Origin of the sequence: Micromonospora sp. WMMD754 (assembly GCF_049315235.1) — a bacterium.
In the GTDB taxonomy this organism is placed as follows: Bacteria; Actinomycetota; Actinomycetes; order Mycobacteriales; family Micromonosporaceae; genus Micromonospora; species Micromonospora sediminicola.
In genome coordinates, this window is sequence record NZ_CP186058.1 from 5,610,120 (window position 1) to 5,634,911 (window position 24,792).

A 24,792-nucleotide genomic window follows, 5' to 3' on the forward strand; every position below is an offset into this window, starting at 1 on the left:
TAAACGACCGAACAGGCACATACGGCCTAATTCCGTTCAATCTGGATAGGACACCGAGGCAGCCCATGGATCGTGAAACCACCGCCGACGTCGTGCGACCCCGCGGACGAACCACCCACCGCGCCGCCACCCTCTCCCTGTTAACGCTGGACACGGCCGCGTGGTGCGGAGGATTTCTCGGCGCGGCGTGGACCCGGTACGAGTTCGACCTGACCGCCGCCCTCAGCGGCCGGGTCCTCGGCGTGGCGCTCGCCTGCTCCACGCTGTACGCCCTGCTCACGCTGCTGCGCTCGCAGGTCTACGGCCGCTACCCGATCGGCAGCGCCGGCGATGCCCGGGGACTGGCCGCCACCGTCGCGCTGGCCGCCCTGATCACCGTCGCCGGGGTGCTCCCCTGGGCCGAGCGACCGGTCCCCGCGACCACGCCGCTGGTCGGCGGGGCCGTCGCGCTGGTGCTGATGGCGACCGCCCGCGGACTGTGGCGGGCCCACGCCGACCGGCACCGCCCGGCGGCGCGACACGCCGAACGCTGCCTGGTCTACGGCGTCGACGCGGCCAGCGAACGGCTGGTCCGGGCGTTGCTGCACGACCCGGACAGCAGCTACCGGCCGGTGGGGCTGCTCGACGACGCCCCGGAGAGCCGGGGGCTGCGGCTGGAGGGGCTGCGCGTGCTGGGCGGCCGCGAACAGGTCGGCGCCGTGATCCGCGCCACCCAGGCGCGCACCGTCATCTTCTCGATGAGCGGCTCGGACCCGCAGCTGCTGCGCGACGTGCGGACCCGCACCCTCGAAGCCGGGGCCGCGTTCAAGGTCCTGCCCCCGGTGCGGGAGCTGCTCGACCGACCGGTCGCCGCCACCGACGTCCGCGACCTCCAGCTCACCGACCTGCTGGGCCGGGCCCAGCGGGTGGCCGAGCTGACCGTCGAGCGGGGCGGGCTGGCCGGCCGCCGGGTGCTGGTCACCGGCGCGGGCGGCTCGATCGGCTCGGAGCTGTGCCGGCAGATCGCCCGCTGCGAGCCGGACGAGCTGATGATGCTCGACCGGGACGAGTCCGCGCTGCACGCGCTCCAGATGTCGCTGCACGGCCGCGCCCTGCTGGACGGCCCTGAACTGATCCTGGCCGACATCCGGGACGCCGAGGGGATCGCCCGGATCGTCGCCGACCGGCAGCCCGACGTGGTGTTCCACGCCGCCGCCCTGAAGCACCTGACCATGCTCCAGCGGCACCCGGGCGAGGCGATCAAGACCAACATCCTGGGCACGCTGAACGTGCTGGAGGCGTGCCGGGACGTCGCCGAGTTCGTCAACATCTCCACCGACAAGGCGGCCAACCCGACCAGTGTGCTGGGCTACTCGAAGCGGATCACCGAACGGCTCACCGCCCACCAGGCCGAGCGGATGGGCGGCACCTACCTCAGTGTCCGGTTCGGCAACGTGCTCAGCAGTCGGGGGTCGGTGCTGACCGCGTTCCAGGCCCAGATCCGGGCCGGGGTCCCGATCACGGTCACCCACCCCGACGTGACCCGCTACTTCATGACCGTGCAGGAGGCCGTGCACCTGGTCCTGCAGGCCGCGACGATCGGACGCGGCGGCGAGGCGCTGGTGCTCGACATGGGCGAGCCGGTGCGGATCGCCGACGTGGCCCGCCGGCTCGCCGCCGAGGCGGACCACCCGGTCGACATCGTCTACACCGGGCTGCGGCCGGGCGAGAAACTGCACGAGCACCTGTTCGGCGCCGACGAGGTGGACACCCGCCCGCTGCACCCGCTGATCTCGCACGTGCCGGTGCCGGCGCTCGACCCGGACGAGGTGCGCGCGCTCGACCCGTACGCCGACCAGGACGAGTTGATCAAACGGATGGCGGCGTTCTGCGAGACGATCGGCTCCTCCCTGCCGGCCCTGCCGGGACAGCGCTGAGCCACCGACGGTGGGACGCCCCGTTCACCTGATGAGAGGAGCGTCCCACCGGCTCGGCTCGCCGACGGCCGGACCCGCCGTTAGGGTTGACCATGGTGTGCCGGGAAGCCTGGTCGGCAATCACATTGTCGACCCCTGCTCCCGATCGGATGCCGCATGCCCGACCGCACTTCGCAGTCGTCCCGTCTGTTCTCCCGCCGATCCTGGCCCGAGGCCCGCTTCCTGGCCGACGTGCTGCGCACCGAGACGGTCGGTGGTGGGCTCCTGCTGCTCGGCGCGGTCATCGCCCTGGTCTGGGCCAACTCACCGTGGCGCTCGGCGTACGCGGCACTGGGCGACTGGGTGCCCTGGCCCGGCGGGACGTCGCTGCACCTGGACCTCAGCCTCGGCACCTGGGCCGCCGACGGCCTGCTGGCCATCTTCTTCTTCGTGGTGGGCCTGGAGCTCAAGCGGGAGTTCGTCGCCGGCGATCTGCGCGACCCGCGACGCGCCCTCCTGCCGGTGGTGGCCGCGATCGGCGGCATGGTGGCGCCGGCGCTGATCTACCTGGCGGTGACGCTGAGCGCCGGCGGCGCCGGCGCGCGGGGCTGGGCGATCCCCACCGCCACCGACATCGCGTTCGCGCTCGCCGTGCTGGCCGTGGTCAGCTCGCACCTGCCGCAAGGGCTGCGGGCCTTCCTGCTCACCCTCGCGGTGGTCGACGACCTCTTCGCGATCACCATCATCGCGATCTTCTACACCGCCGACTTCCACCCGCTGCCCCTGCTCGGCGCGCTGCTGCCGATCGCCGCGTTCGGGCTGCTGGTGCAGCGGCGGCGGACCTGGTGGTGGGCGCTGATCCCGCTCGCGGTGACGGCCTGGACGCTGGTGCACGCCTCCGGTGTGCACGCCACGGTAGCCGGGGTGCTGCTCGGCTTCACCGTCCCGGTCCTGCCCAGCCGGAGCGGGGCGCCCGGGCTGGCGGAGCGGCTGGAGCACCGATGGCGGCCCGTCTCCGCCGGCTTCGCGGTACCCGTCTTCGCCTTCTTCGCCGCGGGCGTGACCCTGGTCGGCGTGGACCTGGGCGAAACCCTCACCAACCCGGTGGTGGTGGCGGTGGCTGCCGGGCTGGTGCTGGGCAAGGTCGTGGGGGTGTTCGGTTCGACCTACCTGCTCGCCCGGTTCACCCGCGCGGAACTGGACGAGGAGATCACCTGGGCGGACCTGGTGGGCCTGGCGCTCCTCGCCGGCATCGGCTTCACCGTGTCACTGCTCATCGGTGAGCTGGCGTTCGGCGCGGGAAGCCCCGAGGAGGACGGCGTCAAGGTGGCCGTGCTGCTCGGCTCGGTGGTGTCCGCCGCTCTGGCCGCCCTGGTGCTGGTCCGGCGCAACCGGGTCTACCGGCGGATCAGCGAGCGGGAGAGCCGCGACGCCGACGGCGACGGCATTCCGGACGTCTACCAGCAGGAATCCGCCTGACGCGAAGGCGCCGGCCGCCGACCCCGGTGCGGGATCGGCGGCCGGCGGCCCGGGCGTCAGCGGCGGCGCTCGGCCGGACGGGCCTCGTGCTCGTCCTGGGTCTCCTCCTCGAGCGCGTCGGCGACCGGTTCGGTCAGATCGTCACCGGGCACCGCGACCTGCTCGGCGCGGTCCCGCTCGTCCGCGCGTCCGCCGGCCGGCGGCTCCGGGGCGGTCGCACCGCCTGCGAAGCCGTACTCGTTGGGCTCGTCGTGCCTGCTCATGCGCGGAACCTCCCGGTCGTCCGAATCCTGGCGGCGGCGCGCCACGGCGCCGCCTCCCGGACACTTACCCACCGGGACCGGGCCTGATCATCCGAACGCCACCGGCGTCAGTTCAGCTCCCTGATCGCCTCGAAGACCAGCCACAGGCCGCAGATGGCGAAGAGCACGGCGGCGCCGTAGCGGATCGCCCGTTCCGGCAGGTGCCGGCCGAGCATCCGGCCCACCAGGATCGCCAGCGCGTCCGCGGCGACCATGCCGAGCGTCGAACCGAGCCAGGTGCCGAACCAGCCGTACTTGGTCGCCAACGTGATGGTGGCGAGCATGGTCTTGTCACCCAGCTCGGCCAGGAAGAACGCCACACCGACCGCGACGATCGCCGACTTGGTGCTGCGCTCGGCCTTGCGCTTCTCCTCCTCGGTCAGCTTGTCGCCGCGCAGCGTCCAGGCGCCGAAGCCGAGGAACGCCAGGCCGGCGATGAGCGAGATCCACCCGGTGGGCAGGGCCGCGTTCAGGCCGTAGCCGATGGCCACCGAGGCGAGGTGGACGACCGCCGTGGCGATCGTGATGCCGATGAGCACCGGCACGGGCCGGAAACGCGTGGCGAACGTCAGGGCCATGAGCTGGGACTTGTCCCCCAGCTCGGCGACGAAGATGACGCCGAAGCTGACCACCAGCGCGACGAGGAAACCCTCCATGTGAACCTTCCCGATCAAGCCGGGAGGAGAGACAGGGGCGCCCTCGACCCGGCTGCGACAGCCTGAGTCGAAGGTCTCGCCCGCCTCGGGAACCGAGGCCGCGTGGCCGGATGCGGAACGCACCAGTGTGTCGACCACGACATTGGGGGCTACTCCCCTTCGCGCCGCCAGCCTAGCCGATCGCCCCCGGGCCCGGTCGCCGGGTCTGGCCGGGGCCTCAGTCGGCCCGGGCCAGGCTCACCCCGAACAGGCCCGCGCGGTCGGTCCAGAACGCCTGCCGGTCGAACCCGGCGGCGGTCAGCTCGGCCGCGATCCCCTCCGGGCGGAACTTCGCCGAGACCTCGGTACGCAGCTCCTCACCCTCGGCGAACGCCACGTCCAGGTCGAGCACCCGCGCCCGGGTCGGACGCTCGGCGCGCAGCCGCATCTCGATCCACTCCCGCTCCGGGTCCCAGAGCGCCACGTGGCGGAACGCGCCGAGGTCGAAGTCCGCGCCCAGCTCCCGGTTGATCACGCGGAGCACGTTGCGGTTGAACTCGGCCGTCACGCCCGCCGCGTCGTCGTAGGCGGGCACCACCACGGCCGGGTCCTTGACCAGGTCGGTGCCGACCAGCAGCCAGTCGCCGGCCTCCAGCGCCGCCCGCATCGCGGTGAGGAACTCGGCCCGCTCCACCGGCATCAGGTTGCCGATCGTGCCGCCGAGGAACGCCACCAGGCGCCGGCCACCGGTCGGCAGCCGGTCCAGGTGGCGGGTGAAGTCACCGACGATCCCCCGCACCCGCAACCCCGGGTACGCGGCGGCGATCTGCTCGGTGGACTGCCGCAGGGCGCTGACCGAGACGTCCAACGGCACGAAGGTGCCCAGGTCGCCGTGCCGGGTGAACGCGTCCAACAGCAGTCGGGTCTTCTCCGACGAGCCCGACCCCAGCTCGATCAGCGTCTTCGCCCCGGTCATCGTGGCGACGTCGTCGGCGTGCGCGGCCAGGATCGCCCGCTCGGCCCGGGTCGGGTAGTACTCCGGCAGTCGGGTGATCTCCTCGAACAGCTCGCTGCCCCGGGCGTCGTAGAACCACTTCGGCGGCAGCCACTTCGGTGTGGCGGTCAGCCCGACCCGTACGTCCTCCCGCAGCCCCCGGTCGAGGTCCTGATCCTCCAGGTGGATCTCCAGCGGTTCCGCGCCCATCACGTGTCCTCTCTGTCCTACCGGTGGATTCGGCCGGTCAGGCGGTGGTCGGTTCCCGGATGTCGAGCCCGGCCGTGGTGGCCACCACGAGCCGCCGGTCCGGCACCGGCTGCCAGTCCGGGTGGTCGTCGAAGGGTTCGGAGGCCAGCAGGACCGAACCCGGCCCGCGTCGTACGGACAGCGCGTGCCCGGCCACGCTGGCGACGACCGTCGTGCCGTCGGTGAGCAGCAGGTTCAGCCGGGAGCCGGGCGCGGCCGCGGCGACCGCCGCGACGGTGTCGGCCACCGCCTCGTCGAGCGCCGCGCCGCCGCGCAGCCGGTGCCGGACCAGCGCCCAGAGCAGGGCCGAGTCGGTGGGCACCTCCAACGTGAGCAGGTCACGCACGGGCAGGCCCTCGGCCAACGGGACGAGGCTGTCCGGCCAGCCGCGCACCACGCCGTTGTGGCTGAACAGCCAGCGCCCCTCGGCGAACGGCGCGGCGGCCGTCTCGTGCAGCGGCATCCCCACCGTGGCGGAGCGGACGGCGGCCAGCACCGCCCCGGTCGACGTCACGGCGGCCAGCTCCGGCAGGGTGGTGTCGCTCCACATCGGCTGGGCCCGCCGGTAGCGCACCGGGTCGCCGCCGCCCGGGTACCAGCCGACGCCGAAGCCGTCGGCGTTGATGGTGCCGCCGCCGCGCATGTCCCGCGGCGCCCAGGACTGGCGCAGCAGCCCGTACGGCGGGTCGAACAGGAGGCTCCCCAGGGGCACCGGTGGACCGAGGTACGCGAGGTGGCGGCACATCGGGCCGGCTCACTCCTCTCCGCCGGCGTCGCGGGCGCAGCGGAATCCGCTGAAGATCTGCCGCCGGATCGGGTAGTCCCAGTTGCGGAACGTGCCCCGGCAGGCGGCCCGGTCGGTGCCGAACGAGCCGCCGCGCAGCACCCGGTGGTCGTCGCCGAAGAAGACCTCCGAGTATTCCCGGTAGGGGAACGCGGTGAATCCCGGATGCCCTCGGAACGCGGACGACGTCCACTCCCACACGTCGCCGACGAGCTGGTGCACGCCGAGCGGCGAGGCGCCGTCCGGATACGCGCCGACCGGCGCCGGCCACAGGTGCCGCTGGCCGAGGTTCGCGTGGCCGGGGGTCGGGTCCTGGTCGCCCCACGGGTAGCGGCGGGAGCGGCCGGTCGCCGGGTCCCACCGGGCGGCCTTCTCCCACTCCGCCTCGGTGGGCAGCCGCCGGCCCGCCCAGGCCGCGTACGCCTGGGCCTCGTACCAGCAGACGTGCACCACCGGCTCGTCGTCGCGGACCGTGGACCAGCGGCCGAACCGGCGGTACGCCCACCCGTCGCCGTCGCGCCGCCAGTGCAGCGGCGCGCTCAGGTCCGCCTCGACCCGGTGCCGCCAGCCGGCCTCGCTCCACCAGCGCGGCTCGTCGTAGCCGCCGTCGGCGATGAACGCGCGGTACTGCCCGTTGGTGACCGGCGCGGCGTCGATGGCGTACGCGGGCAGGTCGACCGTGTGCGCGGGCCGCTCGTTGTCCAGCGCCCACGGGTCGGTCGAGGTGCCCATGGTGAACGGGCCGGCCGGCACCAGCACCTCCCCGCCGACCCGGGCCCGGGGCTCGGGTGGGGGCGGGGCGTCCAGCACCGGCGCTCCGGCGCGCAGTTGGTGGGTGGCGAGCATGGTCTCGTCGTGCTGCTGCTCGTGCTGCACGATCATGCCGAACGCGAAACCGTCCTCGACCAGCCGGCGGTCGGTGAAGCGGATGCCGTCGAGCAGGTCGTGGACCTTGTCCCGGACCGTGCGCACGTAGGCGCGCGCCTCGGCCGGGGGCAGCAGCGGCAGCGCGGGCCGGTCCTTGCGCGGTTGCTTGAAGGCGTCGTAGAGGTCGTCGATGTCGCGGCGCACCGGCTCACGGCCGCCGACGTCGCGGACGAGCCACAGCTCCTCCTGGTTGCCCACGTGCGCCAGGTCCCAGACCAGCGGCGACATGAGTGTGGAGTGCTGCCGGACCAGGTCGTCGTCGTCCACCGCGTCGGTCAGCAGGGCGGTACGGGCGCGGGTGCGCTCCAACTCCGCGGCGATCCGGCCGCGCAGCTGCTCGGCGTCCGTACCCGGGCGCTCGGTCGTGGTCACCGGTGTCCCCTCTCCGCGACGGCACGGCGCCGCCGGATCGCTCGGTCGATCTCGTCGTGCAGCCCGGCCGGCAGGTCGAGCCGGGGCAGGGCCGCGAGGGCCAGGTCGAACAGGGCCGCCGCGGCGGTCGCCAGCGGGCGCTCGGCCAACCCGCGCCGGGCCGCCGCGCTCCACCGGTCGGCCACCGGCCCGGCCGCGGCCAGCGCCTCCCTGGTGGTCGCCGGGTCGGCGAAGAGCGCGGCCAGCACCGCCAGCGGCACGGTCCACTCCCGCCCGGGCTGGGCGTCCAGATAGCGCAGCTCGAGGTAGCCGCGCGGGCGCACCGGCGGGAACAGCGTGCTGAGGTGGTAGTCGAGGTCGTCGGTGGTGGGTGGGCGGTCGAGCGCCCCGGCCAGCCAGTCGGCGAAGGTGACGCCCGGCGGCGTGGACCAGTCCGGGCCGTCGTCACGGACGCAGAGCAGCGGCGCGGCCAGCGCGTACTCGGTCCAGGCCGCCACCGGGTCACGGTCGGCGCGGCCCGGTGACCAGACCGGGCGGGTACGCGCCGGGTCGATGGCCAGCCAGGCGGCCATCCGGGCGGACGCCCAACCGGTGCGCCGGCCGGCGTGCCGGTCGGCGGTGGCGAAGGCGGCCAGCAGCGGTGGCCCGACGGCGTGCGCGGCGGCCCACCGCTCGGCCACCTGCCCGGGCTCGCCGACGTCCAGGCAGACCTGGAGCCCGGCCGTGCTGTACATCATGGCCCGCCCGGCCGGGCCCCGCCGGTCGAAGACGCGGCGCATGGCGCGGTAGCGCGGAGTTTCCACGACCGGTCGCGGGGACCGCCAGGGATCCATCCCGGTGCGTCCCAGCACCAGCCCGGCGGCGTCCAGCAGGGCGCGCAGCTCGGCAGCGTCGGCCTCGGTGGCCAGGATGAGCGCGGCGACCGACGGTCGCGCCGCGGCGGAGATCTCCACCTGCCCGCCCGGCTCCACGGTCACGGTTCCGCCGCGCCGGAGCTCGTCGGCCGGGCTGGTGGGGTCGACGGTGACGGGGCTGTGCCGTCCCAACGCCTCGCGCAGTCGCTCGCGGTCGACCCGACGGGTCGGGTCCGCGGCGTCGTGCACGGTCCATTCCAGTTCGACGCCGGTGAGCGTGGGTGGCCCGGTCTTGAAACAGATGCGGGCCAGATGCCCGCGGGCCGCGGCCTCGTCCCCCAGGACGGTGACCCGGTCCAGCTCCGGCGACATCACCACGTGACGGCTCCTCTCCCGGAGACGGACGACGTCGTTGTCGCCCGGGACCCGGCCGGGTACGGCACGGGTCCGCGCGTCCCCCCATCCTCTGTCTAGCAGACGGATTTCGCGCGCCCGGGAAGATGAAATTTTGTCCGGAATCCGATTGCGCCGGACGCTCAGTCCTGGTCGTCGTCCTCGTCGTCGGGCGGGCCCGGAGGCTTCGACTTCGACTTCGACTCCGGGGTGGGCTTGGGCTTGGGCGGCTTCCCGGCCGCCGACGGCACCAGCTCCCGGCAGTAGCCCTCGACCCGGTCGGCGCCACCGGCGGCGGCCACCAGGTCGGCGAAGCCCGGCGTGGTCAGGGCCTTGGCCCGCTGCCGCTCCGGCTTCGCCAGATAGGCGCGGCAGTGACCGGCGAGCCGGCCGTCGACCGGCGGCGCGGTGGCCGAGCGGGACGGCGGGGGCGGCGCCGGGGACGTCGCCGCGCCGGACGCCTCACCGGTCGGGGTGCTGGGAGCCGGTCGCGACGGGCCGGCACCGGACGGGCCGGTACCGGACGGGCCCGCCGTGGTCGGCGCCGGCGGGGCCGTCGGTTCCTGGTTCCGGTCCAGACCCACGGCCGCGAAGGCCACCCCGGCGACCGCGGTGGCGGCGAGCCCGGACAGCGCGGCGGCGACCCGGAGACGCCGGCGCGCGCGTGGCGCGGGGACCGGCGGGGGCGCCGCGCGGGCGGCCCGGAACGCGGCGAGCGCCTGTTCCTCGCCGGCGAGTTCGTCGGCGGAGGCCGGGGCGGCCGCGGCGGCGAGCAGCCGGCTCAGGGGATCGCCGTCGTCGGGCGCCGGCGCGCCGAGGCGTGCCGCGTCGAGAAGGCGGTCGGATTCCGTCCGGTCGTCGGGCCGGCGCGGGTGCATGCCGTCTCTCCTCACGTCAGCCCTCCGCCGGCTCGGCCTCGGGCGCGTGCGGCGCGCGGCGGTCGGTGCGGGGGCGGGGCGCGGACGTCTCCCGGACACCGTTCGGGGCGCCCTCGGCCGAGCGCTCCAACAGCGCCGCCAGGCGGCGCAGCCCGCGGTGGGCGGCGGTACGCACCGCGCCGGCGCGCCGGCCCAGCACCCGCCCGGCGGTCTCCGCGTCGAGGCCGATGACGGCCCGCAGCATCACCGCCTCCGCCTCGGCCGGCGGCAACGTGCGGATCAGCGCCAGCGCGCTCTCGGTGCCGATCGCCTCCCCCGCCCGGTCGGCGGTGTCGGCGTCCGAGGCCAGGTCGTTGAGGGCCTGCACGGGCACCGGCACCGCGGGTCGCCGTCGTTGCCGGCGCAGGTGGTCCATGGCCCGGTTGCGGGCGACGGTCACCGCCCAGGCCCGGAACTCGCCGCCGGTGAACGACGGCAGGTCGCGCGAGATCTGCAGCCAGGTCTCCGACGCCACGTCCTCGGCGTCGGCGCCGACCAGGGCGGTCAGGTAGCGCAGCAGGGCCGGCTGGAGGCTGCGGTAGAGGTGACGGAACGCCTCCTCGTCGCCCGCCCGCGCGGCGGCGACCGCCTCGTTCAGGTCCGGGGTCACGGGCGCCGCCCCGGCGGGACCGGGCTCGCCGGCCGGGCGTCGGCCCGCGCGGGAGACCGCACCGTCATTCGCACCCCCGCCCCCCGCTGAGCTGATCGGCACCGGCCCGGGACCGGTGCGCATGGACACTGCCGCGCAGCGCGGCCGTCGGCGGACATACCGTACCGACGTCGTGGGGCGGCCGGGAGCCGGGCCAACGCTAGGAGGGGATCCCGCTGGCCGGCAAGCCACGAAGAGCCGGGAAAAGGGAGAGAAATGTCTACCGAGCGGATCGGCGTGTCGGTGTAACGAAGACCACCGCCCGGTCGCCGCCGAACCGGAGGAAACGGGCGGATCCCGACCGAACGAGCCGGACATCCGCCGCCGTCCGGACACATTATTGCCGATCGTACCCGGTCGGTCACGGTGCGCCCACGGCCGAAACCGGCCTCGGCCGTTCGGATGACCGGGCCGGAACCGCTCGCCGACCGCGACGGGAGAGATCGCGGGAAATACTCCGGGGCCGCGGTGGGTACGGTATGGGAATGCTCACCTCCGACGTCGTACTCAGCGGTCGGTACCGCCTGGAAGACCGTGTCGCCACCGGCGGCATGGGCGACGTCTGGCGTGCCACCGACCTGGTGCTCGGTCGGCCGGTCGCGGTGAAGGTGCTTCTTCCCGCGCTGGTCTCCGATCCCGACTTCATCGCCCGGTTCCGCTCCGAGGCGCGGATCATGGCGTCGTTGCGTCATCCGGGCGTGGTCCAGGTCTTCGACTGCGGCGAGGACGAACTGCCCGACGGCAGCCGGGCCGACTACCTGGTCATGGAGTTCGTCGCCGGTGAGCCGCTGTCCCGGCGGATCGAGGCGGCCGGGCAGCTCGAGGTCGCCGAGACCATGTCGATCGTGGCCCAGGTGGCCCAGGCGCTGCACGGGGCGCACGGCCGCGGCATCGTCCACCGCGACGTCAAGCCGAGCAACCTGCTGGTGCAGGAGGACGGCACCGTGGTCCTGGTCGACTTCGGGGTGGCCCGCTCGACCAACGTCACCAGCATCACCAGCACGAACGCGGTGCCCGGCACCGCCCTCTACATGGCCCCCGAGCAGGCCGCCGGCCGCCCCGTCTCGGGCGCCACGGACGTGTACGCGCTCGGCGCGGTCGCCTACTGCTGCCTCACCGGCAGCCCGCCGTTCACCGGGGACAACCCGCTCCAGGTCGCGGTGCGACACCTCGACGACGCGCCGCCGGAGCTGCCGGCGGAGATCCCGGCGGCGGTACGCGAGCTGGTCGCCCGGGCGCTGGCGAAGGACCCGGCCGACCGCTACCCGAGCGCCGCGGCGATGGCCGACGCGGCCCGGGCGGCGCGCACCGAGTCGCCCGCCGCGACGGTGCCGGTCGCCCTGCGCGGCGCGGCCGGGCCGGGGCGGACCCGCGACGACCAGCCGGTCGCCCGGCCGGCCGCCGCGGTCGCGCCGGCGCGCCGCCGCAGTCGTCGCGGCACCCTGGTCGGCGCACTGGGCGCCGTGCTGGTGGCGGTGACCGCGCTGGGCGCGCTGGTGGCCGCCGCCAAGGACGCGGAGGCGCCGGCCACCCAGCTCGATTCCACGGCGCCCGCGGTGGCGCCGAGCAACTCCGTCGCCGACACCGCCGTCACCGAGGGGCCGTCGACGGTCGAGGACGACTACACCTACCGCCCGGTCGGCCCGGGCGGCAAGCCCTCGGCGTCGACCTCGGTGACGCCGAGCGCCTCGCCGAGCGCCTCGGGCCAGCCCAGCCCGTCGAGCGCCCCGTCGACGCCGCCGACCGCGCCGAGCAGCCCGCCGGCCACCAGTTCGACGCCGACCGATCCCGCCACGCCGACCGAGACCACCACCACGACCGCCCCCGCCGAGGGCGGCGGCGGGGACGACGGTGGGACCGGCGGCCAACCCGTCTCCCGCCCCTGAGCGACCCCGGACCGGGCCCGGCCACGCGGCGGGACCGAACCGTCGCAGGCACGCACGGAGCCGGTCCCGCCGTCGAGGCGGGACCGGCTCGTCGGCGTCCGGACGACGGTGGCCGACGTCAGTCGGCGCCGAGCGACGCCACCACCGGCCGGGACAGCGCCCGCCGGGCCGGCAGGACCGAGGCGAGCAGCGCGGCGAGCACCGCCACCGCGACGATCAGGCCGAGCCGTCCCCACGGCAGCACCAGCGTGAAGTCCCCGCCGATGCGGGCCACCACGGCCATCGCCCCGGCGGCGACCCCGACGCCCAGCGCGACGCCGAGCAGCGTGCCGACCGACGCGGTGAGCACCGCCTCCACCGCGAGCACCCCCCGCATCCCGCCCCGGCTCAGGCCGACCGCGCGCAGCACGGCGTTCTCCCGGGTCCGCTCCACCACCGAGAGGCTCAGCGTGTTGGCGACCCCCACCAGCGAGATCACCACGGCCAGGCCGAGCAACGCCGTGACCAGACCGAGCACCATGTCGACGGTGCCGGTCAGCATCTTCTTGTAGGCGGCCTGGTCCATCAGGTTGACCGTCGGATAGCGGGCGACCACCGACTCCACGGCGGCCCGGGCGACGTCCACGTCCACCCCGTCGGCGGGATCCACCTCGGCCAGATGACCGCGTTCGGTGGGGAAGAGCCGGGTGAAGTCCGCGTCGACGACGTCCACCACGTACCCGTCGGGCACCGGGCTGCCGGCCAGGGCCGGTCGGTCCTCGGCCACCACGGCGGCGACCCGGAACGGACGCCCGGCGACGGTGACGGTGTCCCCGACGGTCCAGCCCCGGGCCGCGGCCAGCTCGCGGTGCACCAGCACCGAGCCCGGCCCGAACGCGCCCGGGTCGCCGGCGTCCACCGCGGACAGCGTCCGCCGGACCAGGGCCGGGTGGGCGGCCCGCACCTGCACGCCGTCCGACACCCGGCTGCGCTGCTCGTGCACGACGCCCAGCTCCGGCCGGGCGGCCAGCTCACCGGCCAGCGGCGCCGGCAGCTCCCCGCCGATGCCGGTGACCAGGAAGTCCACGCCGATCCGGGCGTCCACCGCGCGCTCGATGCCGGTCTTGACGCTGCCCGCGCCGACCACGAAGGCCGAGACCAGGCCGATCCCGATCACCATCGCGGTGGCGGTGGCCGCGACCCGGCGCGGGTTGCGCACCGCGTTCGCCACGGCCAGGGCGCCCGGCGCGCCGACCACCGCGCGCACCGGCGCGCCGAGCGCCCGGACCAGCGCCGGCACCAGCACCGGGCCGAAGGCCACGATGCCGCCGAAGGCCAGCAACCCGCCGGCCGCCACCAACGGCACCTGGCCGGTCGCCCCCGCGCCGAGCAGCGCCGCCACCCCGGCGACGAGGACCAGCGCCCCGACGCCGAGCCGGATCCGGCCGGCCGGGCGGGCGGGCCGGGTCGCCGCGTCGGTCAGCGCGGCCACCGGCGCGATCCGGGTGCCCTGCCAGGCCGGCAACGCGGCCGCCAGCACGGTGAGCAGCGTGCCCAGTGCCAGGGAGAGCAGCACCGTCCGGGTCGTCACCGTGACCCCGCCGGCGGCCGTCGCTCCGGTCGCCCCGAGCAACGCGCCGAGACCGGCGGCCAGCGCCGTGCCCACCGCCACCCCGACCGTCGAGGCGACCAGCCCGGTCAGCGCCGCCTCGACCAGCGTGGCCCGGTAGACCTGCCCCCGGGTCGCGCCGACCAGGCGCAGCAACGCCGTGCGCCGGGACCGCTGCGCGAGCACGATGGCGAACGTGTTGGCGATCACGAAGCCGGCGACCACCACCGCCACCGCCGCGAAGGTGCCCAGCAGCAGCTCGAACTGCCGCAGGTCGCGAACGGCGTCGGCGACCGCCGCGTCGAGGACGGCCGCGCGGTCCCGGACCGTGACGCCCGGGCCGACCACCGCCCGGACCCGGTCGGCCAGCGCCCGGGTGTCCACCCCGGGGCGCGCGGCCACCATGATCCGCCCGTAACCACGGTCGCCGCCGACCGCGAGGGCGTCGGCGCCCACCAGGCCGATGAACGGCCCGCCGACGTCGCGCGACGTGCCGGCGACGTCGACCGCGCCGACCAGGGTGTACGCCCGGGCCGCCCCGCCGACCCCGCCGACCGACACCGGCCCGCCGAGGGTGAAGCGCTGCTCGGCGACGGTCTTCTCGTCCAGCACCAGCTCGCCCGCGCGCTGCGGTAGCCGGCCGGCGACCACGTCGTACGACTGCAGGGCCGGCTCGGTGGGGATCGCGGCGAGCACGGCGTAGCCGAGCACGGGCCGACCGTCGGCGCCGACCACCCCGGCGCTGCCGGTCAGCTCCCCCGCGGCCGCGGCGACCCCGTCCACCGCGCGGACCCGGTCGACCAGGGCCGGCGACAGGGGCACCCGGCCGGCGTAGGCGGCCAGGTCGGTGTGCCGGTCGAACGCGCCGGCGCGCGCGTACGCCCCGGCCCGCATGCCGTCGGTGACCATCAGGGTGCCGGCGACGAAGGCGACGCCGAGCACGACCGCCAGCGACGACAGCAGCAGCCGCAGGCCGTCGGCGCGGATCTGGCGCAGGGTCAGGCGCAGCATCCCGGTCACCGCCCCACCGGCGTCGCGGCCGGTTCGAGCCGGCTCAGCGCCTCGCGGACCCGGGCGGTGGTCGGAGCGTGCACCTCGTCGACGAGCCGGCCGTCGGCCAGGAAGACCACCCGGTCGGCGTACGCGGCGGCGGCCGGGTCGTGGGTGACCATGACGACGGTCTGACCGAGGGTGTCCACGGCCTCGCGCAGCAGCCGCAGCACCTCGGCGCCGGAGCGGGAGTCCAGGTTGCCGGTCGGCTCGTCGGCGAAGACGACCCACGGCCGGGTGACCAGCGCGCGGGCCACGGCGACGCGCTGCTGCTGCCCGCCGCTGAGTTCCGCCGGCCGGTGGTCGAGGCGGTCGGTCAGGCCGACGGCGACCACCACCTGCCGCAGCCAGGCCGGATCGGGTCGCCGGCCGGCGATGGCCAACGGGAGGACGATGTTCTCCTGCGCGGTGAGCGTGGGCAGCAGGTTGAACCGCTGGAAGACGAAGCCGATCCGGTCCCGGCGCAGCCGGGTCAACCGGCGGTCGTCGAGGCGGGCCAGGTCGGCCTCGCCGATGCGGACGGTGCCGGCCGACGGCCGGTCCAGGCCGGCGAGGCAGTGCAGCAGGGTGGACTTGCCGGAGCCGGAGGGACCCATCACGGCGGTGAACCGGGCGGCGCCCAGGTCGAGGTCGACGCCGTCGAGGGCGACGACCCGGTTCGGCCCGGCGCCGTACTCCATGCGCAGCGCACGGGCGGCGACGGCGACGCCGGTGGTCGGGGTTGCGGACAACGTGGTGCTCCTGTCGGAGACGGTCTGCTGACCCTTCCGACGCTATGGCCGGCACCCGGCCGGCCATCTCCACCTGCGCGCGCGACCTCGGTACTCCCCCGGTCGCCCCCGACCGGCGGACCCGTACGACCCGAGGCGTACGCCGGGTCATCCGCCGGGTGTGACCAGCCCGCTCTCGTACGCCAGCACCACGGCCTGGACCCGGTCGCGGAGCTGGAGTTTGGCCAGGATCCGGCCCACGTGCGTCTTCACCGTCGCCTCCGCGACGTGCACCCGCCCGGCGATCTCCGCGTTGGACAGCCCCTGCGCGACGAGCAGCAGCACCTCCCGCTCCCGCTCGGTCAGCTGGGCCAGTCGCGGGTCCTGGACCGGAGCGGGGCCGAGCTGGCCGGCGAAGCGGTCGAGCAGTCGCCGGGTGATCGACGGGGCGACCACCGAGTCACCCTCGGCGACCACCCGGATCGCGGCGAGCAGGTCCTCCGGCGGCACGTTCTTGAGCAGGAAGCCGCTCGCCCCGGCGCGCAGCGCGGCGAAGGCGTCGGCCTCGGTGTCGAACGTGGTGAGCACCAGCACCCGGGGACGCCCGCCGGTGGAACGGGCGCAGATCCGCCGGGTCGCCTCCACCCCGTCCATGGTGGGCATCCGCAGGTCCATCACCACCACGTCGGCCTCGACCCGCTCCAGGACCCGCAGCGCGTCCGCGCCGTCGATCGCCTCGCCGACCACGGCCAGGTCGGGTTGGGAGTCGAGCACCATCCGGAATCCGGCGCGGACCAGCGCCTGGTCGTCGACGATCATCACCCGCACGGTCACGCCGCCGCGCTCCCTTCCTCGGTGCCGGCCGGCGCGGGCAGCGGCAGTCGCGCCTCCACCCGCCAACCGCCGGCCAGCGTCGGTCCGGCGGCGAGGCTGCCGTCGTACACCCCGACCCGTTCCCGCATGCCGACCAGGCCGTGCCCGCCGGACGGCGCCGGCCGCACCACCGGACGGCCGCGCCCGTCGTCGACGGCCCGGACCACGACGGCGTCGGCGTCCCAGTCGAGCGTCAGCTCGACCGACGCCCCCACGCCGGCGTGCTTGAGCGCGTTGGTCAGGCTCTCCTGCACCACCCGGTAGACGGTCAGTTCCAGGCCGGGCGGCAGCGCCACCGGGGTGCCGGCGCCGGCGCAGGCGATCCGCAGCCCGGCGGCGCGGAACCGGTCGAGCAACGCGGGCAGCTCCACCAGCGCGGGACGCCGGTGCGCCGGCTCGGCGGCCGGCTCGTCGGTCACCGCGGGCGGCTCCGGGCGGCTCGGCTCGCGCAGCACCCCGACCAGCCGCCGCATCTCCTCCAGCGCCTGCCGGCCGGTGTCCGCCACCACCTTCGCGGCCTCCCGCGCGGTCGCCGGGTCCCGGTCCAGGGTGAACCGCACGCCGTCGGCCTGCACGATCATCACAGCCATGCTGTGCGCCACCACGTCGTGCAGCTCCCGGGCGATGCGGGTGCGCTCCTCGGCCACCGCCGCCCGGGACTCCGCCTCCCGCTCCCGCTCCAGCGTCGCGGCCCGCTCCTCCAGGCTGAGCACGTAGAGCCGGCGGGTCCGCACGTTCAGCCCGACCAGCCAGACCGCGCCGGTGACCAGGCCGTAGTAGAGCGCCCCCGCCCACCAGGGCGCCGGCCCGGGCCAGGAGAGCGCGGAGAGCAGCACGCCGATCGCCGCGCCGATCCCGGCCAGGATGCCGTCGCGCGCCCGGTCGGCGTACTTGACCACGCTGTAGAGGGCGATCAGCACGCCGATGTCGTAGCCGAGCGGGCCCCAGCCGACGATCACCTGGGCCAGCGCGAGCGCGGCCACCGCCACGGCGACCAGGGACGGGTGGGTCCGCCGGAAGAACAGCACCGCCGCCATCGCCACGCCGACCGCGAACGCCGGCAGGCCGCCCTGCTCGGCCAGCAGGCCGAGCACGGCGACGAGGACGACCAGCCCGGAGACGGCGGCGTCGAAGGCGACACCGCGCAGCGGGCGGCCGAGGATCAGGCGGTCCACGGTCACCCAGCGTACGGGGTGGCGCGCGCGTCGATGCCCACCGCGTCAGCCGCCGACGCCGGCCGCCTCCGACACGGCCCAGGCCAGGTTCTCGGCGGCGAAGCTGCCGCGCAGCTGGGAGAACCTGGTCCACTCGCCCGCCGGAAGACCAGAACCCGTCACGGTCAACGTCCACCCGTCCTCGGCCCCGGCCGCCCAGTCACGGAGCCCGGCGGCCACCAGGTCGGCGTCGGACCGGGACCCGACCACGGCCCGGATCCGAGTGCCCTCGTCGGGCGTGACAGGCACGGCAGGAACCGTACGACGGAGGTGCGCGAGAAGGTCGGCCGTGGCGGACGGCAGCAGCTCGCTCCCGATCCCGACGGCGAGCCCCACCCACGGCGTCGCCGCAGGCTGCTCCCCGTCGCGCTTCCGCCACCTCCCGGGCAGACTGATCATGAGCGGTGAGAGTACCGACGCCCGGTCGCCCTCCGGAAGTACGCCGTCGACCATGAAGTTGACTGCCTTCACCGTCCGATATGTCGCCGCCAACTTCATGATCGACGGGTTCGGTGGGGTGGGTGGGTCAGGACGGGAGGAGGGCGCGCATGCGGGTGATCTCGGCGGACTGCTCGACCGCGACGGCGTTGGCGAACTCCTGCATGACCTGGTCGGCGCCCACCTTGAGCAGATCGGTGGACATCACCACCGCGCCCTGGTGATGGGCGGTCATCATCCGCACGAACAACGTGTCGAACGCCGCGCCCCGGGCGTCCGCGAGCTGCCGCATGGCCTCGGCGGACTGCATCCCGCGCATGGTGGCGTGGTCGTGGCCGGCCACCTCGGCCGGCAGGCCACGGGTGCTCAGCCAGGCGCGCAGCACCCCGACCTCGGGCCCCTGGGCGGCCCGGATCCGGTCGGCGACGGCCCGCACCCGGGGGTCGGCGGCCCGGTCGGGGGCGAGCTTCGCCATCTCCAGCGCCTGCTCGTGGTGCGGGATCATCATCCGCACGTACCAGACGTCCAGGCCGTTCCACCGCGGCGGGGCGGCGTCGCGGACCTCGGCGGCGGGGCGGGTGGCCGCCGACTCGCCCGGGCGGCCGGGGACCAGCACGGGCGGGGCGGAGACACTGCCCGTCGGGCTCGGGACGGCGCCGGCCGGGCTCGGCCGGGTCGCCGCCGGGCGGGTGTCGCCGCGCCCGGTCAGGGCCAGCCCGCCGATCACCAGGAGCGCTGCCAGCGCTGTGACGGCCCACCACACGCGTGCCTGCCGGCCGGTCATACGACGCTCCCTCCGGTCGAGGTGACAGCGATCCTATCCATAGACGAAAGTTCCCGGATGTGACCGGGATCACATTGATGAACGTCGTAAGTCGGTAAGGTGTGGCGAATCATCATCCCCCTTTCGAAGGGTGTTGCCGATGATCAGCATCCGCACGTCCCGTACCCGTATCGTCGGTCTCGCCGCCGCCGGCCTGCTGCTCGCCGGCGTGATCGCCGCGCCGCCGAGCAGCGCGCAGGAGGTCCCCCGGGCGGCCCCGGCCACCGTGGACAGCGCCGTCCCCGGTGTCGACGAGATCTCCAGCAGCCCCAACCTGCGGCAGGTGGCCAACCTGCCGAAGCAGGCGCCCTTCGACACCACGTCCGCCCTCGGCACCGACATCGCCTTCCAGGGCCGGTACGCGTTCGCCGGCAACTACGAGGGTTTCGTCATCTACGACGTCTCCCGGCCGAGCCGGCCGACCATCGTCTCGCAGGTGCTCTGCCCCGGCTCGCAGAACGACATCTCGGTCCACGGGAACCTGCTCTTCCTGTCGACCGACTCCTCCCGCAACGACGACTCGTGCGCCAGCACCAGCCAGCCGGCGTCGGTCAAGGAGTCGTGGGAGGGCATCAAGATCTTCGACATCCGCGACAAGCGCAACCCGCGCTACATCAAGTCGGTGGAGACGGCCTGCGGCTCGCACACCCACACGCTGGTGCCGGGCAAGGACCGGCGCAACGTCTACCTGTACGTCTCGTCGTACAGCCCGCGGGCCGAGTTCCCGGACTGCCAGCCGCCGCACGACTCGATCTCCATCGTCAAGGTCCCGGTGAAGAGCCCCACCTCGGCGTCCGTGGTCGCCACCCCCAACCTCTTCCCGGACGGCGGCTACCCGGGCATCCCGGGCCAGACGTCCGCGACCACCGGCTGCCACGACATCACCGCGTACCCGTCGAAGGACCTGGCGGCGGGCGCGTGCATGGGTGACGGCGTCCTGCTGGACATCAAGAACCGCGAGGCGCCCCGGGTGATCGAACGGGTCACCGACGCGGAGAACTTCGCGTTCTGGCACTCGGCCACGTTCAACAACGCCGGCACCAAGGTCGTCTTCACCGACGAGCTGGGCGGCGGCGGCGCGGCGACCTGCAACGAGGTGGTCGGGCCGAACCGCGGCGCGGACGCCATCTACGACATCACCGGCCGCGGCGACGCCCGCAAGCTGGAGTTCCGCAGCTACTACAAGATCCCGCGGGTCAACGCGGACACCGAGAACTGCGTGGCGCACAACGGCTCGCTGATCCCGGTGCCCGGCCGCGACATCATGGTCCAGGCCTGGTACCAGGGCGGCATCTCGGTGTGGGACTTCACCGACTCCCGCCAGCCGAAGGAGATCGCCTACTGGGAACGCGGGCCGCTGGACGCCACGCAGCTGCGCACCGGCGGGTCCTGGTCGGCCTACTGGTACAACGGCCACATCTACTCCAGCGACATCCAGAAGGGACTGGACGTGCTGGAGCTGCGTGACCCGCGTACCTGGCTGGCCCAGTTCCTCCTGGTGCCCGAGCTGAACGTGCAGACCCAGGCGGGCTACCTGAGCTGGTGACCCGCTGACCGTCGCCGGGCCCGGCACCCCCTCGGGGCGCCGGGCCCGGGTCAGCCCATCGGGGCGCCGGGCCCGGGTCAGCCCATCGGTAACCGGTAGTCCCGGATCCCGCCGCCCGCCGTGACCACCCGCACCTCGCCGCTGCGCAGCGCGTACGTCACCGACCAGCGGGTGTGCGGCTGCCGGACGGCGGCGAGCAGGCGCAGCGCCCCGGCGGCGTCCAGCGCGCCACCGACCCGGTCCAGCTCCGTCGCCAGCACCCCGTACCGGTGGTCGCGCCGCAGGTCCCGGTCGGTGACCCCGACGGTCGGCACGTTGGTCAGCGCCTGCCACGGACCCCGGCGGCGGTCGACGCGCATGCTCCCGTCGACGAACTCGACCACGGCGGACTCCCCGGTCGCGTCCGCGAGCAGGTAGTGCAGCGCCGGGCCGCCGGCGAAGTCCAGGTTGTGCCGCGCGAAGACGCCGACCGCCTCGTCCACGGTGGCGGCCGCGTCGAGCACCAGCCGCAGGATGCGCACCGAACCCACGGTGGGGCGTCCGGGCACCGGGTCGGCCCGCGCGCCGTCGTCGGCGGCCAACCCGACCGCCAGACCCCGCTCGTTCATCCCGTCGAAGGGCAGCAGCGGCGCGTCGAGCAGCCGCCGGTCCCCGGCCGGGTCGGCGGCGACCCCGAGGTAGGAGATGTCCACCAGCGAGATCGAGGCGTAGCCGTCCGGCGGGTCGGTGCGCAGCACCAGCGCCGGGTTCGGCTCCCAGTCGAAGTTGCGGGCGAACAACGGGCGGTCCCGGTCGGCCAGCGCGGCGAACAGCGAGCAGCCGAACGGGCTGGGCGGGGTGGCGCCCGGCACCCCCACGGTCGGGTCGTAGTCGCCGACGTAGGTCATCTCGTACAGCGGCAGGTCGTCGACCCGGCGCAGGCTGGCCAGGGTCCGCGCGACCTGGTCGGGATCCTGCCGGGAGGCGGTCGAGGTGCCGGGCCCGGGCGCGCCGCCCGCCCCACGGCCGTCGGCGCACGCCGTGGCGATCAGGAGCACCGCGAGCCCGGTGGCGACGAGCGTCCTCCGCATACCCGCGACGCTAGGAGAGACGGCGACCGGTGTCCATCGAGGAACCGGTCAGCCCCGGACGACCGCGAACATCCAGCAGCCGTACACCACGTTGCGGCTGTGCAGGACGTCCACCGCCGGGTCGGCGAACAGCTCGGCGACCACCGCCTCCGGCGCGTCGCCGTCGTGCCGGCGGCCGCCGACGATGCGGCCCCGCCGGTCGTACGCCCGCAGCACCTGCGGCCGTCCGCGCCAGCCCACCGGGTAGGCCGTCACCTCCGCCGGCCCGGCGCAGGCCGCGTCGTGCGCGAAGACCGGCCCGAGTTCCCGGTAGGGGCCGGGCGGCAGCGGCGGCGCGTAGCCGAACAGCAGCAGCGGTTCGCCCGCCTCGGCGTCGCGCAGGCAGCAGCGCAGCGGCTCGCCGCCGCCGGCCCGGTGCCGCTCCGGCGGCTGCCCGCCGGCGTCGCGGCCGGTGCGGCGCAGGTCGGCCAGGATTTCGGCCGGCAGCGGGCGGATCAGGAAGGCGGTACGGGTCGTCGTCACCCGTCCAGCGTGGCCCGGCGCCGGCCGTGGCGCTGGCGGCCATCGGACCTGGCGTTACCCGCCGGAGATTCCGGCCGCCCAGCCGCCGTCCGGGCACCCGTGGCGCGGTCGCGCGGGTCGACAATCGACTGATGGACTATCGGACCCACTCCCCGTACAGCGATCCCCGCCACCACGCCGCGCTGCTCGACGCGGTCCCCGGCGACGTCGCCGGCGCCTCGGCGGCCGCCCGCAACGTGATCGTCCACTACCGCGCCGGCGGCGTCGAGCTGTCCGACGCCCGGCGCGGCGAGGCCAACCTGCGCTGGCTGGACCGGATCCTCGACACCGACCAGTCCCGGTTCCCGCTGCCGCTGAGCGCGCCGCGACCCGTCGCGGAGCGGGTGGCCGGGTGTTGCCGCGACCACACGCTGCTCACCGTCGCCGCGTTGCGCCAGCACGGCGTGCCCGCCCGCAGCCGGGTCGGTTTCGCGAGCTACTTCGTGCCGGGCTGGCACCACGACCACGTGCTGGCGGAGTGGTGGAACGGCGAGCGCTGGGTCTGGGCGGATCCGGAGCTGGACCCCGCCGACCCCCGGCCGTTCGACGGCTACGACATCGACCCGGAGGCGGGGCACTTCGACTCGGCGGCCCGGGTCTGGACGGCGTACCGGGCGGGCCGGGTCGACCCGGACCGGTACGGGGTGGACCCGGCCCTGCCGATCCGGGGCGCCTGGTTCGTCCGCGTCTACGTGCTGCACGAGCTGGCCCACCGGCGCAAGGACGAGCTGCTGCTCTGGGACGGCTTCGGCACGATGAGCGACGACCCGACCGAGGCCGACCTCGCGCTCACCGACGAGATCGCCGCGCTGCTGCTCGCCGCCGACGCCGGTGACGCCGCCGCCGAGCGGGAGCTGGCCGACCGGTACGCGTCGGACACCCGGCTGCGCCCGGACGGGACGGTCCGCAGCGTCGACCCGGTCACCGGCACGGTCACCACCGTCGACCTGCGCCGCTGAGCCCCGGCCTACCCCGGCAGGGGCGCCTCGTCCCCGCCCCGCGTGCGGCGCGGGTTGACCAGCCGGCGCACCATCGGGGCGGCGTTCCACCGGGCGGCGCCGACGAGGTCGCGGGCGTGCTCCAGCACCGTGTAGTCGGGCCGGGCCAGGCCCTCGGCGATGGCCCGGTCGAGGTCGTTGCCGCACCGGGTGAGCACGCTGTCGAAGTCCCGCCGGACCGGTTCGAGCAGGTCGTAACCGAAGGAGCGGTGCAGCCGGGCGAAGAGCGGCTTGTACAGCCGGGCGCGCTCGTGCAGGCCCGACGAGTAGGACATCGGGTTCTTCGGCCGTCGCCGGACGTAGTCGGGCAGCAGGTCGGCGAAGGCCCGCCGGACGATCCACTTCTCCTGCCCGTCGCGCAGCTTGAGGTCCAGCGGCAGTCGCATCCCCAGTTCGACGACGCTGAGGTCGAGGAACGGCACCCGCGCCTCCACGCCGTGCCCCATGCTCGCCCGGTCCACCCGCTGCAACTCGGTCCGGCACAGGTTGCGGATCTTGTGCAGGAACAGCCGGCGGGAGCGTTCCGGCCCGACCCGGTGGTACATCGGGTAGCCGCCGAACACCTCGTCCGAGCCGTCGCCGGTGAGCACCACCTTCACGCCCAGCTCCCGCAGCCGCCGGAAGATCGGCACCGAGACCACGGCGTTGATGATGTCGCCGTACTCGGTCAGCTCGGAGATCCGGATCGCCTCGCGCACGTCGGCGAGCCGGATGTCGCGCGGGCGCAGCTCGATCACCTCGTGGGGCACGCCGAGGTCGGCGGCGAGCCGACGCGCGTACGCGACGTCGGGGCTGTCCGGGACGCCGATGGTCACCGCCACGCAGTCGGGGTGCAACTCCCGGGCGTGCAGCAGCGCCAGCGAGCTGTCCAGGCCGCCGGAGAGCACCACCCCGACGGTGAGGTCGGTGTCCAACCGGATCCGCATGGCGTCGGTGAGCGCGACCCGGACGAGCAGGGCGGCCTCGTCCGGGTCGTCGATCACCGGCAGCCCGGCGCCGAGCGTGAGCAGGTCGACGTGCGGGCGCGGCCGGACCGGGCCGTCGGGTTCGACCCAGCCGTGGTGGCCGGGCGGCACCTCATTGATCGGGGCGCCGTGCCCGACCAGCGCCTTCACCTCGGAGGCGAGGTGCAGGCAGCCGGGCACGCGGGACCAGTAGAGCGGCTTCACCCCGAGCGGGTCACGGGCCAGGTACACCCGGCCGGCGTCGCGTTCGACCACGACGAACGCGTACTCGCCGCGCAGCCGGCGTACCGCGTCCCCGCCCCACTGGCGGTACGCGGCAAGCACCACCTCGGTGTCGCCGAGCGTGCGGAACTCGTGCCCGAGTCGGGTCAGCTCGGCGCGCAGCTCGTGGTGGTTGAAGATCTCGCCGTTGAAGCAGAGCAGGTGCCGTTCGTCCGGCGACACCCAGGGCTGCACGGCCCGGTCCCGGTCCACGATCCGCAGCCGGCGCACGCCGGCCAGCAGCCCGTTCTCCTGCCGGGTCTCGGTGACCTCCCCGCGCGGGGCGAGCGCGGCCAGCATCCGCCGGAAGGTGGCCGGGTCGGCCTCGGGGCCGATGCTCAGCGCGATCCCGCACACCG

22 protein-coding genes are annotated in these 24,792 nt (G+C 75.0%); 5 read left to right on the plus strand and 17 right to left on the minus strand.

The window, feature by feature from the left end; translation table 11 throughout:
- Window positions 1-65: 65 nt before the first annotated feature.
- Both ACN27B_RS26385 and nhaA read left to right on the plus strand, forming a co-directional pair.
- The gene (locus ACN27B_RS26385) at window positions 66-1,916 is read left to right on the plus strand and encodes a polysaccharide biosynthesis protein (RefSeq protein WP_422741803.1); all 1,851 of its coding nucleotides are present in this window, start codon (window positions 66-68) and stop codon (window positions 1,914-1,916) included.
- A gap of 156 nt (window positions 1,917-2,072) precedes the next feature.
- Window positions 2,073-3,374, plus strand: coding sequence for a Na+/H+ antiporter NhaA (gene nhaA, locus ACN27B_RS26390; protein ID WP_099160779.1), 1,302 nt, complete (start codon window positions 2,073-2,075; stop codon window positions 3,372-3,374).
- A 56-nt stretch (window positions 3,375-3,430) separates the two neighbouring features.
- Here nhaA and ACN27B_RS26395 read toward each other — a convergent pair whose 3' ends face one another.
- The 8 genes from ACN27B_RS26395 to ACN27B_RS26430 all read right to left on the minus strand — a co-directional run bounded on the left by ACN27B_RS26395 (window position 3,431) and on the right by ACN27B_RS26430 (window position 10,411).
- Window positions 3,431-3,637, minus strand: coding sequence for a hypothetical protein (locus ACN27B_RS26395; protein ID WP_099160778.1), 207 nt, complete (start codon window positions 3,635-3,637; stop codon window positions 3,431-3,433).
- Between the two features lie 107 nt (window positions 3,638-3,744).
- Window positions 3,745-4,332, minus strand: coding sequence for a TMEM165/GDT1 family protein (locus ACN27B_RS26400; RefSeq protein WP_098744627.1), 588 nt, complete (start codon window positions 4,330-4,332; stop codon window positions 3,745-3,747).
- Window positions 4,333-4,549: 217 nt separating this feature from the next.
- Entirely contained in the window at window positions 4,550-5,515 is a 966-nt protein-coding gene (gene egtD / locus ACN27B_RS26405; RefSeq protein WP_099160777.1) for an L-histidine N(alpha)-methyltransferase, read from the minus strand.
- A 37-nt stretch (window positions 5,516-5,552) separates the two neighbouring features.
- Window positions 5,553-6,299: an ergothioneine biosynthesis protein EgtC gene (gene egtC, locus ACN27B_RS26410; RefSeq protein ID WP_099160776.1), complete on the minus strand. Its 747-nt coding sequence runs from the start codon at window positions 6,297-6,299 to the stop codon at window positions 5,553-5,555.
- Between the two features lie 9 nt (window positions 6,300-6,308).
- The gene (gene egtB, locus ACN27B_RS26415; RefSeq protein ID WP_099160775.1) at window positions 6,309-7,637 is read right to left on the minus strand and encodes an ergothioneine biosynthesis protein EgtB; all 1,329 of its coding nucleotides are present in this window, start codon (window positions 7,635-7,637) and stop codon (window positions 6,309-6,311) included.
- A complete protein-coding gene (gene egtA, locus ACN27B_RS26420; protein ID WP_422741804.1) occupies window positions 7,634-8,869 on the minus strand; it encodes an ergothioneine biosynthesis glutamate--cysteine ligase EgtA in 1,236 nt (411 codons plus the stop codon). Before egtA ends, egtB begins: the two co-directional genes overlap by 4 nt.
- Window positions 8,870-9,027: 158 nt before the next feature.
- On the minus strand, window positions 9,028-9,762 hold the full coding sequence (locus tag ACN27B_RS26425; RefSeq protein WP_422741805.1) for a hypothetical protein: 735 nt from the start codon (window positions 9,760-9,762) through the stop codon (window positions 9,028-9,030).
- Window positions 9,763-9,778: 16 nt separating this feature from the next.
- Window positions 9,779-10,411, minus strand: a complete 633-nt coding sequence (locus tag ACN27B_RS26430) for an RNA polymerase sigma factor (protein WP_099160773.1) — start codon at window positions 10,409-10,411, stop codon at window positions 9,779-9,781.
- A gap of 518 nt (window positions 10,412-10,929) precedes the next feature.
- Here ACN27B_RS26430 and ACN27B_RS26435 point away from each other — a divergent pair.
- Entirely contained in the window at window positions 10,930-12,336 is a 1,407-nt protein-coding gene (locus tag ACN27B_RS26435) for a serine/threonine-protein kinase (protein WP_099160772.1), read from the plus strand.
- A gap of 118 nt (window positions 12,337-12,454) precedes the next feature.
- Here the strand turns inward: ACN27B_RS26435 and ACN27B_RS26440 are convergent, their stop codons facing one another.
- The 6 genes from ACN27B_RS26440 to ACN27B_RS26465 form a co-directional block, all read right to left on the minus strand.
- A complete protein-coding gene (locus ACN27B_RS26440; RefSeq protein ID WP_422741806.1) occupies window positions 12,455-14,935 on the minus strand; it encodes an FtsX-like permease family protein in 2,481 nt (826 codons plus the stop codon).
- Window positions 14,936-14,940: 5 nt separating this feature from the next.
- Window positions 14,941-15,705 carry an ABC transporter ATP-binding protein gene (locus ACN27B_RS26445; RefSeq protein ID WP_422741807.1) on the minus strand — a complete coding sequence of 255 codons (765 nt, stop codon included), beginning with the start codon at window positions 15,703-15,705 and terminating at the stop codon, window positions 14,941-14,943.
- A gap of 147 nt (window positions 15,706-15,852) precedes the next feature.
- Window positions 15,853-16,518, minus strand: a complete 666-nt coding sequence (locus tag ACN27B_RS26450; RefSeq protein ID WP_091574196.1) for a response regulator — start codon at window positions 16,516-16,518, stop codon at window positions 15,853-15,855.
- Complete coding sequence (locus ACN27B_RS26455; protein ID WP_099160770.1) at window positions 16,515-17,738, minus strand: sensor histidine kinase; 1,224 nt, start codon at window positions 17,736-17,738, stop codon at window positions 16,515-16,517. The genes ACN27B_RS26450 and ACN27B_RS26455 overlap by 4 nt, the downstream gene beginning before the upstream one ends.
- A gap of 39 nt (window positions 17,739-17,777) precedes the next feature.
- On the minus strand, window positions 17,778-18,020 hold the full coding sequence (locus ACN27B_RS26460) for a hypothetical protein (RefSeq protein WP_141684584.1): 243 nt from the start codon (window positions 18,018-18,020) through the stop codon (window positions 17,778-17,780).
- Window positions 18,021-18,297: 277 nt separating this feature from the next.
- Window positions 18,298-18,993, minus strand: coding sequence for a DUF305 domain-containing protein (locus tag ACN27B_RS26465; RefSeq protein WP_422741808.1), 696 nt, complete (start codon window positions 18,991-18,993; stop codon window positions 18,298-18,300).
- 139 nt (window positions 18,994-19,132) lie between these two features.
- Between ACN27B_RS26465 and ACN27B_RS26470 the strand changes: the two genes are divergently transcribed.
- On the plus strand, window positions 19,133-20,578 hold the full coding sequence (locus ACN27B_RS26470) for an LVIVD repeat-containing protein (RefSeq protein ID WP_099160767.1): 1,446 nt from the start codon (window positions 19,133-19,135) through the stop codon (window positions 20,576-20,578).
- 77 nt (window positions 20,579-20,655) lie between these two features.
- Here ACN27B_RS26470 and ACN27B_RS26475 read toward each other — a convergent pair whose 3' ends face one another.
- The gene (locus ACN27B_RS26475) at window positions 20,656-21,648 is read right to left on the minus strand and encodes a carcinine hydrolase/isopenicillin-N N-acyltransferase family protein (RefSeq protein ID WP_099160766.1); all 993 of its coding nucleotides are present in this window, start codon (window positions 21,646-21,648) and stop codon (window positions 20,656-20,658) included.
- 48 nt (window positions 21,649-21,696) lie between these two features.
- Complete coding sequence (locus ACN27B_RS26480; protein WP_099160765.1) at window positions 21,697-22,170, minus strand: DUF1203 domain-containing protein; 474 nt, start codon at window positions 22,168-22,170, stop codon at window positions 21,697-21,699.
- A gap of 131 nt (window positions 22,171-22,301) precedes the next feature.
- Here ACN27B_RS26480 and ACN27B_RS26485 point away from each other — a divergent pair, with 131 nt between their 5' ends.
- A complete protein-coding gene (locus tag ACN27B_RS26485; RefSeq protein WP_099160764.1) occupies window positions 22,302-23,168 on the plus strand; it encodes a transglutaminase domain-containing protein in 867 nt (288 codons plus the stop codon).
- An 8-nt stretch (window positions 23,169-23,176) separates the two neighbouring features.
- Here ACN27B_RS26485 and ACN27B_RS26490 read toward each other — a convergent pair whose 3' ends face one another.
- Window positions 23,177-24,790: an asparagine synthetase B family protein gene (locus tag ACN27B_RS26490; RefSeq protein WP_099160763.1), complete on the minus strand. Its 1,614-nt coding sequence runs from the start codon at window positions 24,788-24,790 to the stop codon at window positions 23,177-23,179.
- Between the last annotated feature and the right edge of the window lie 2 nt (window positions 24,791-24,792).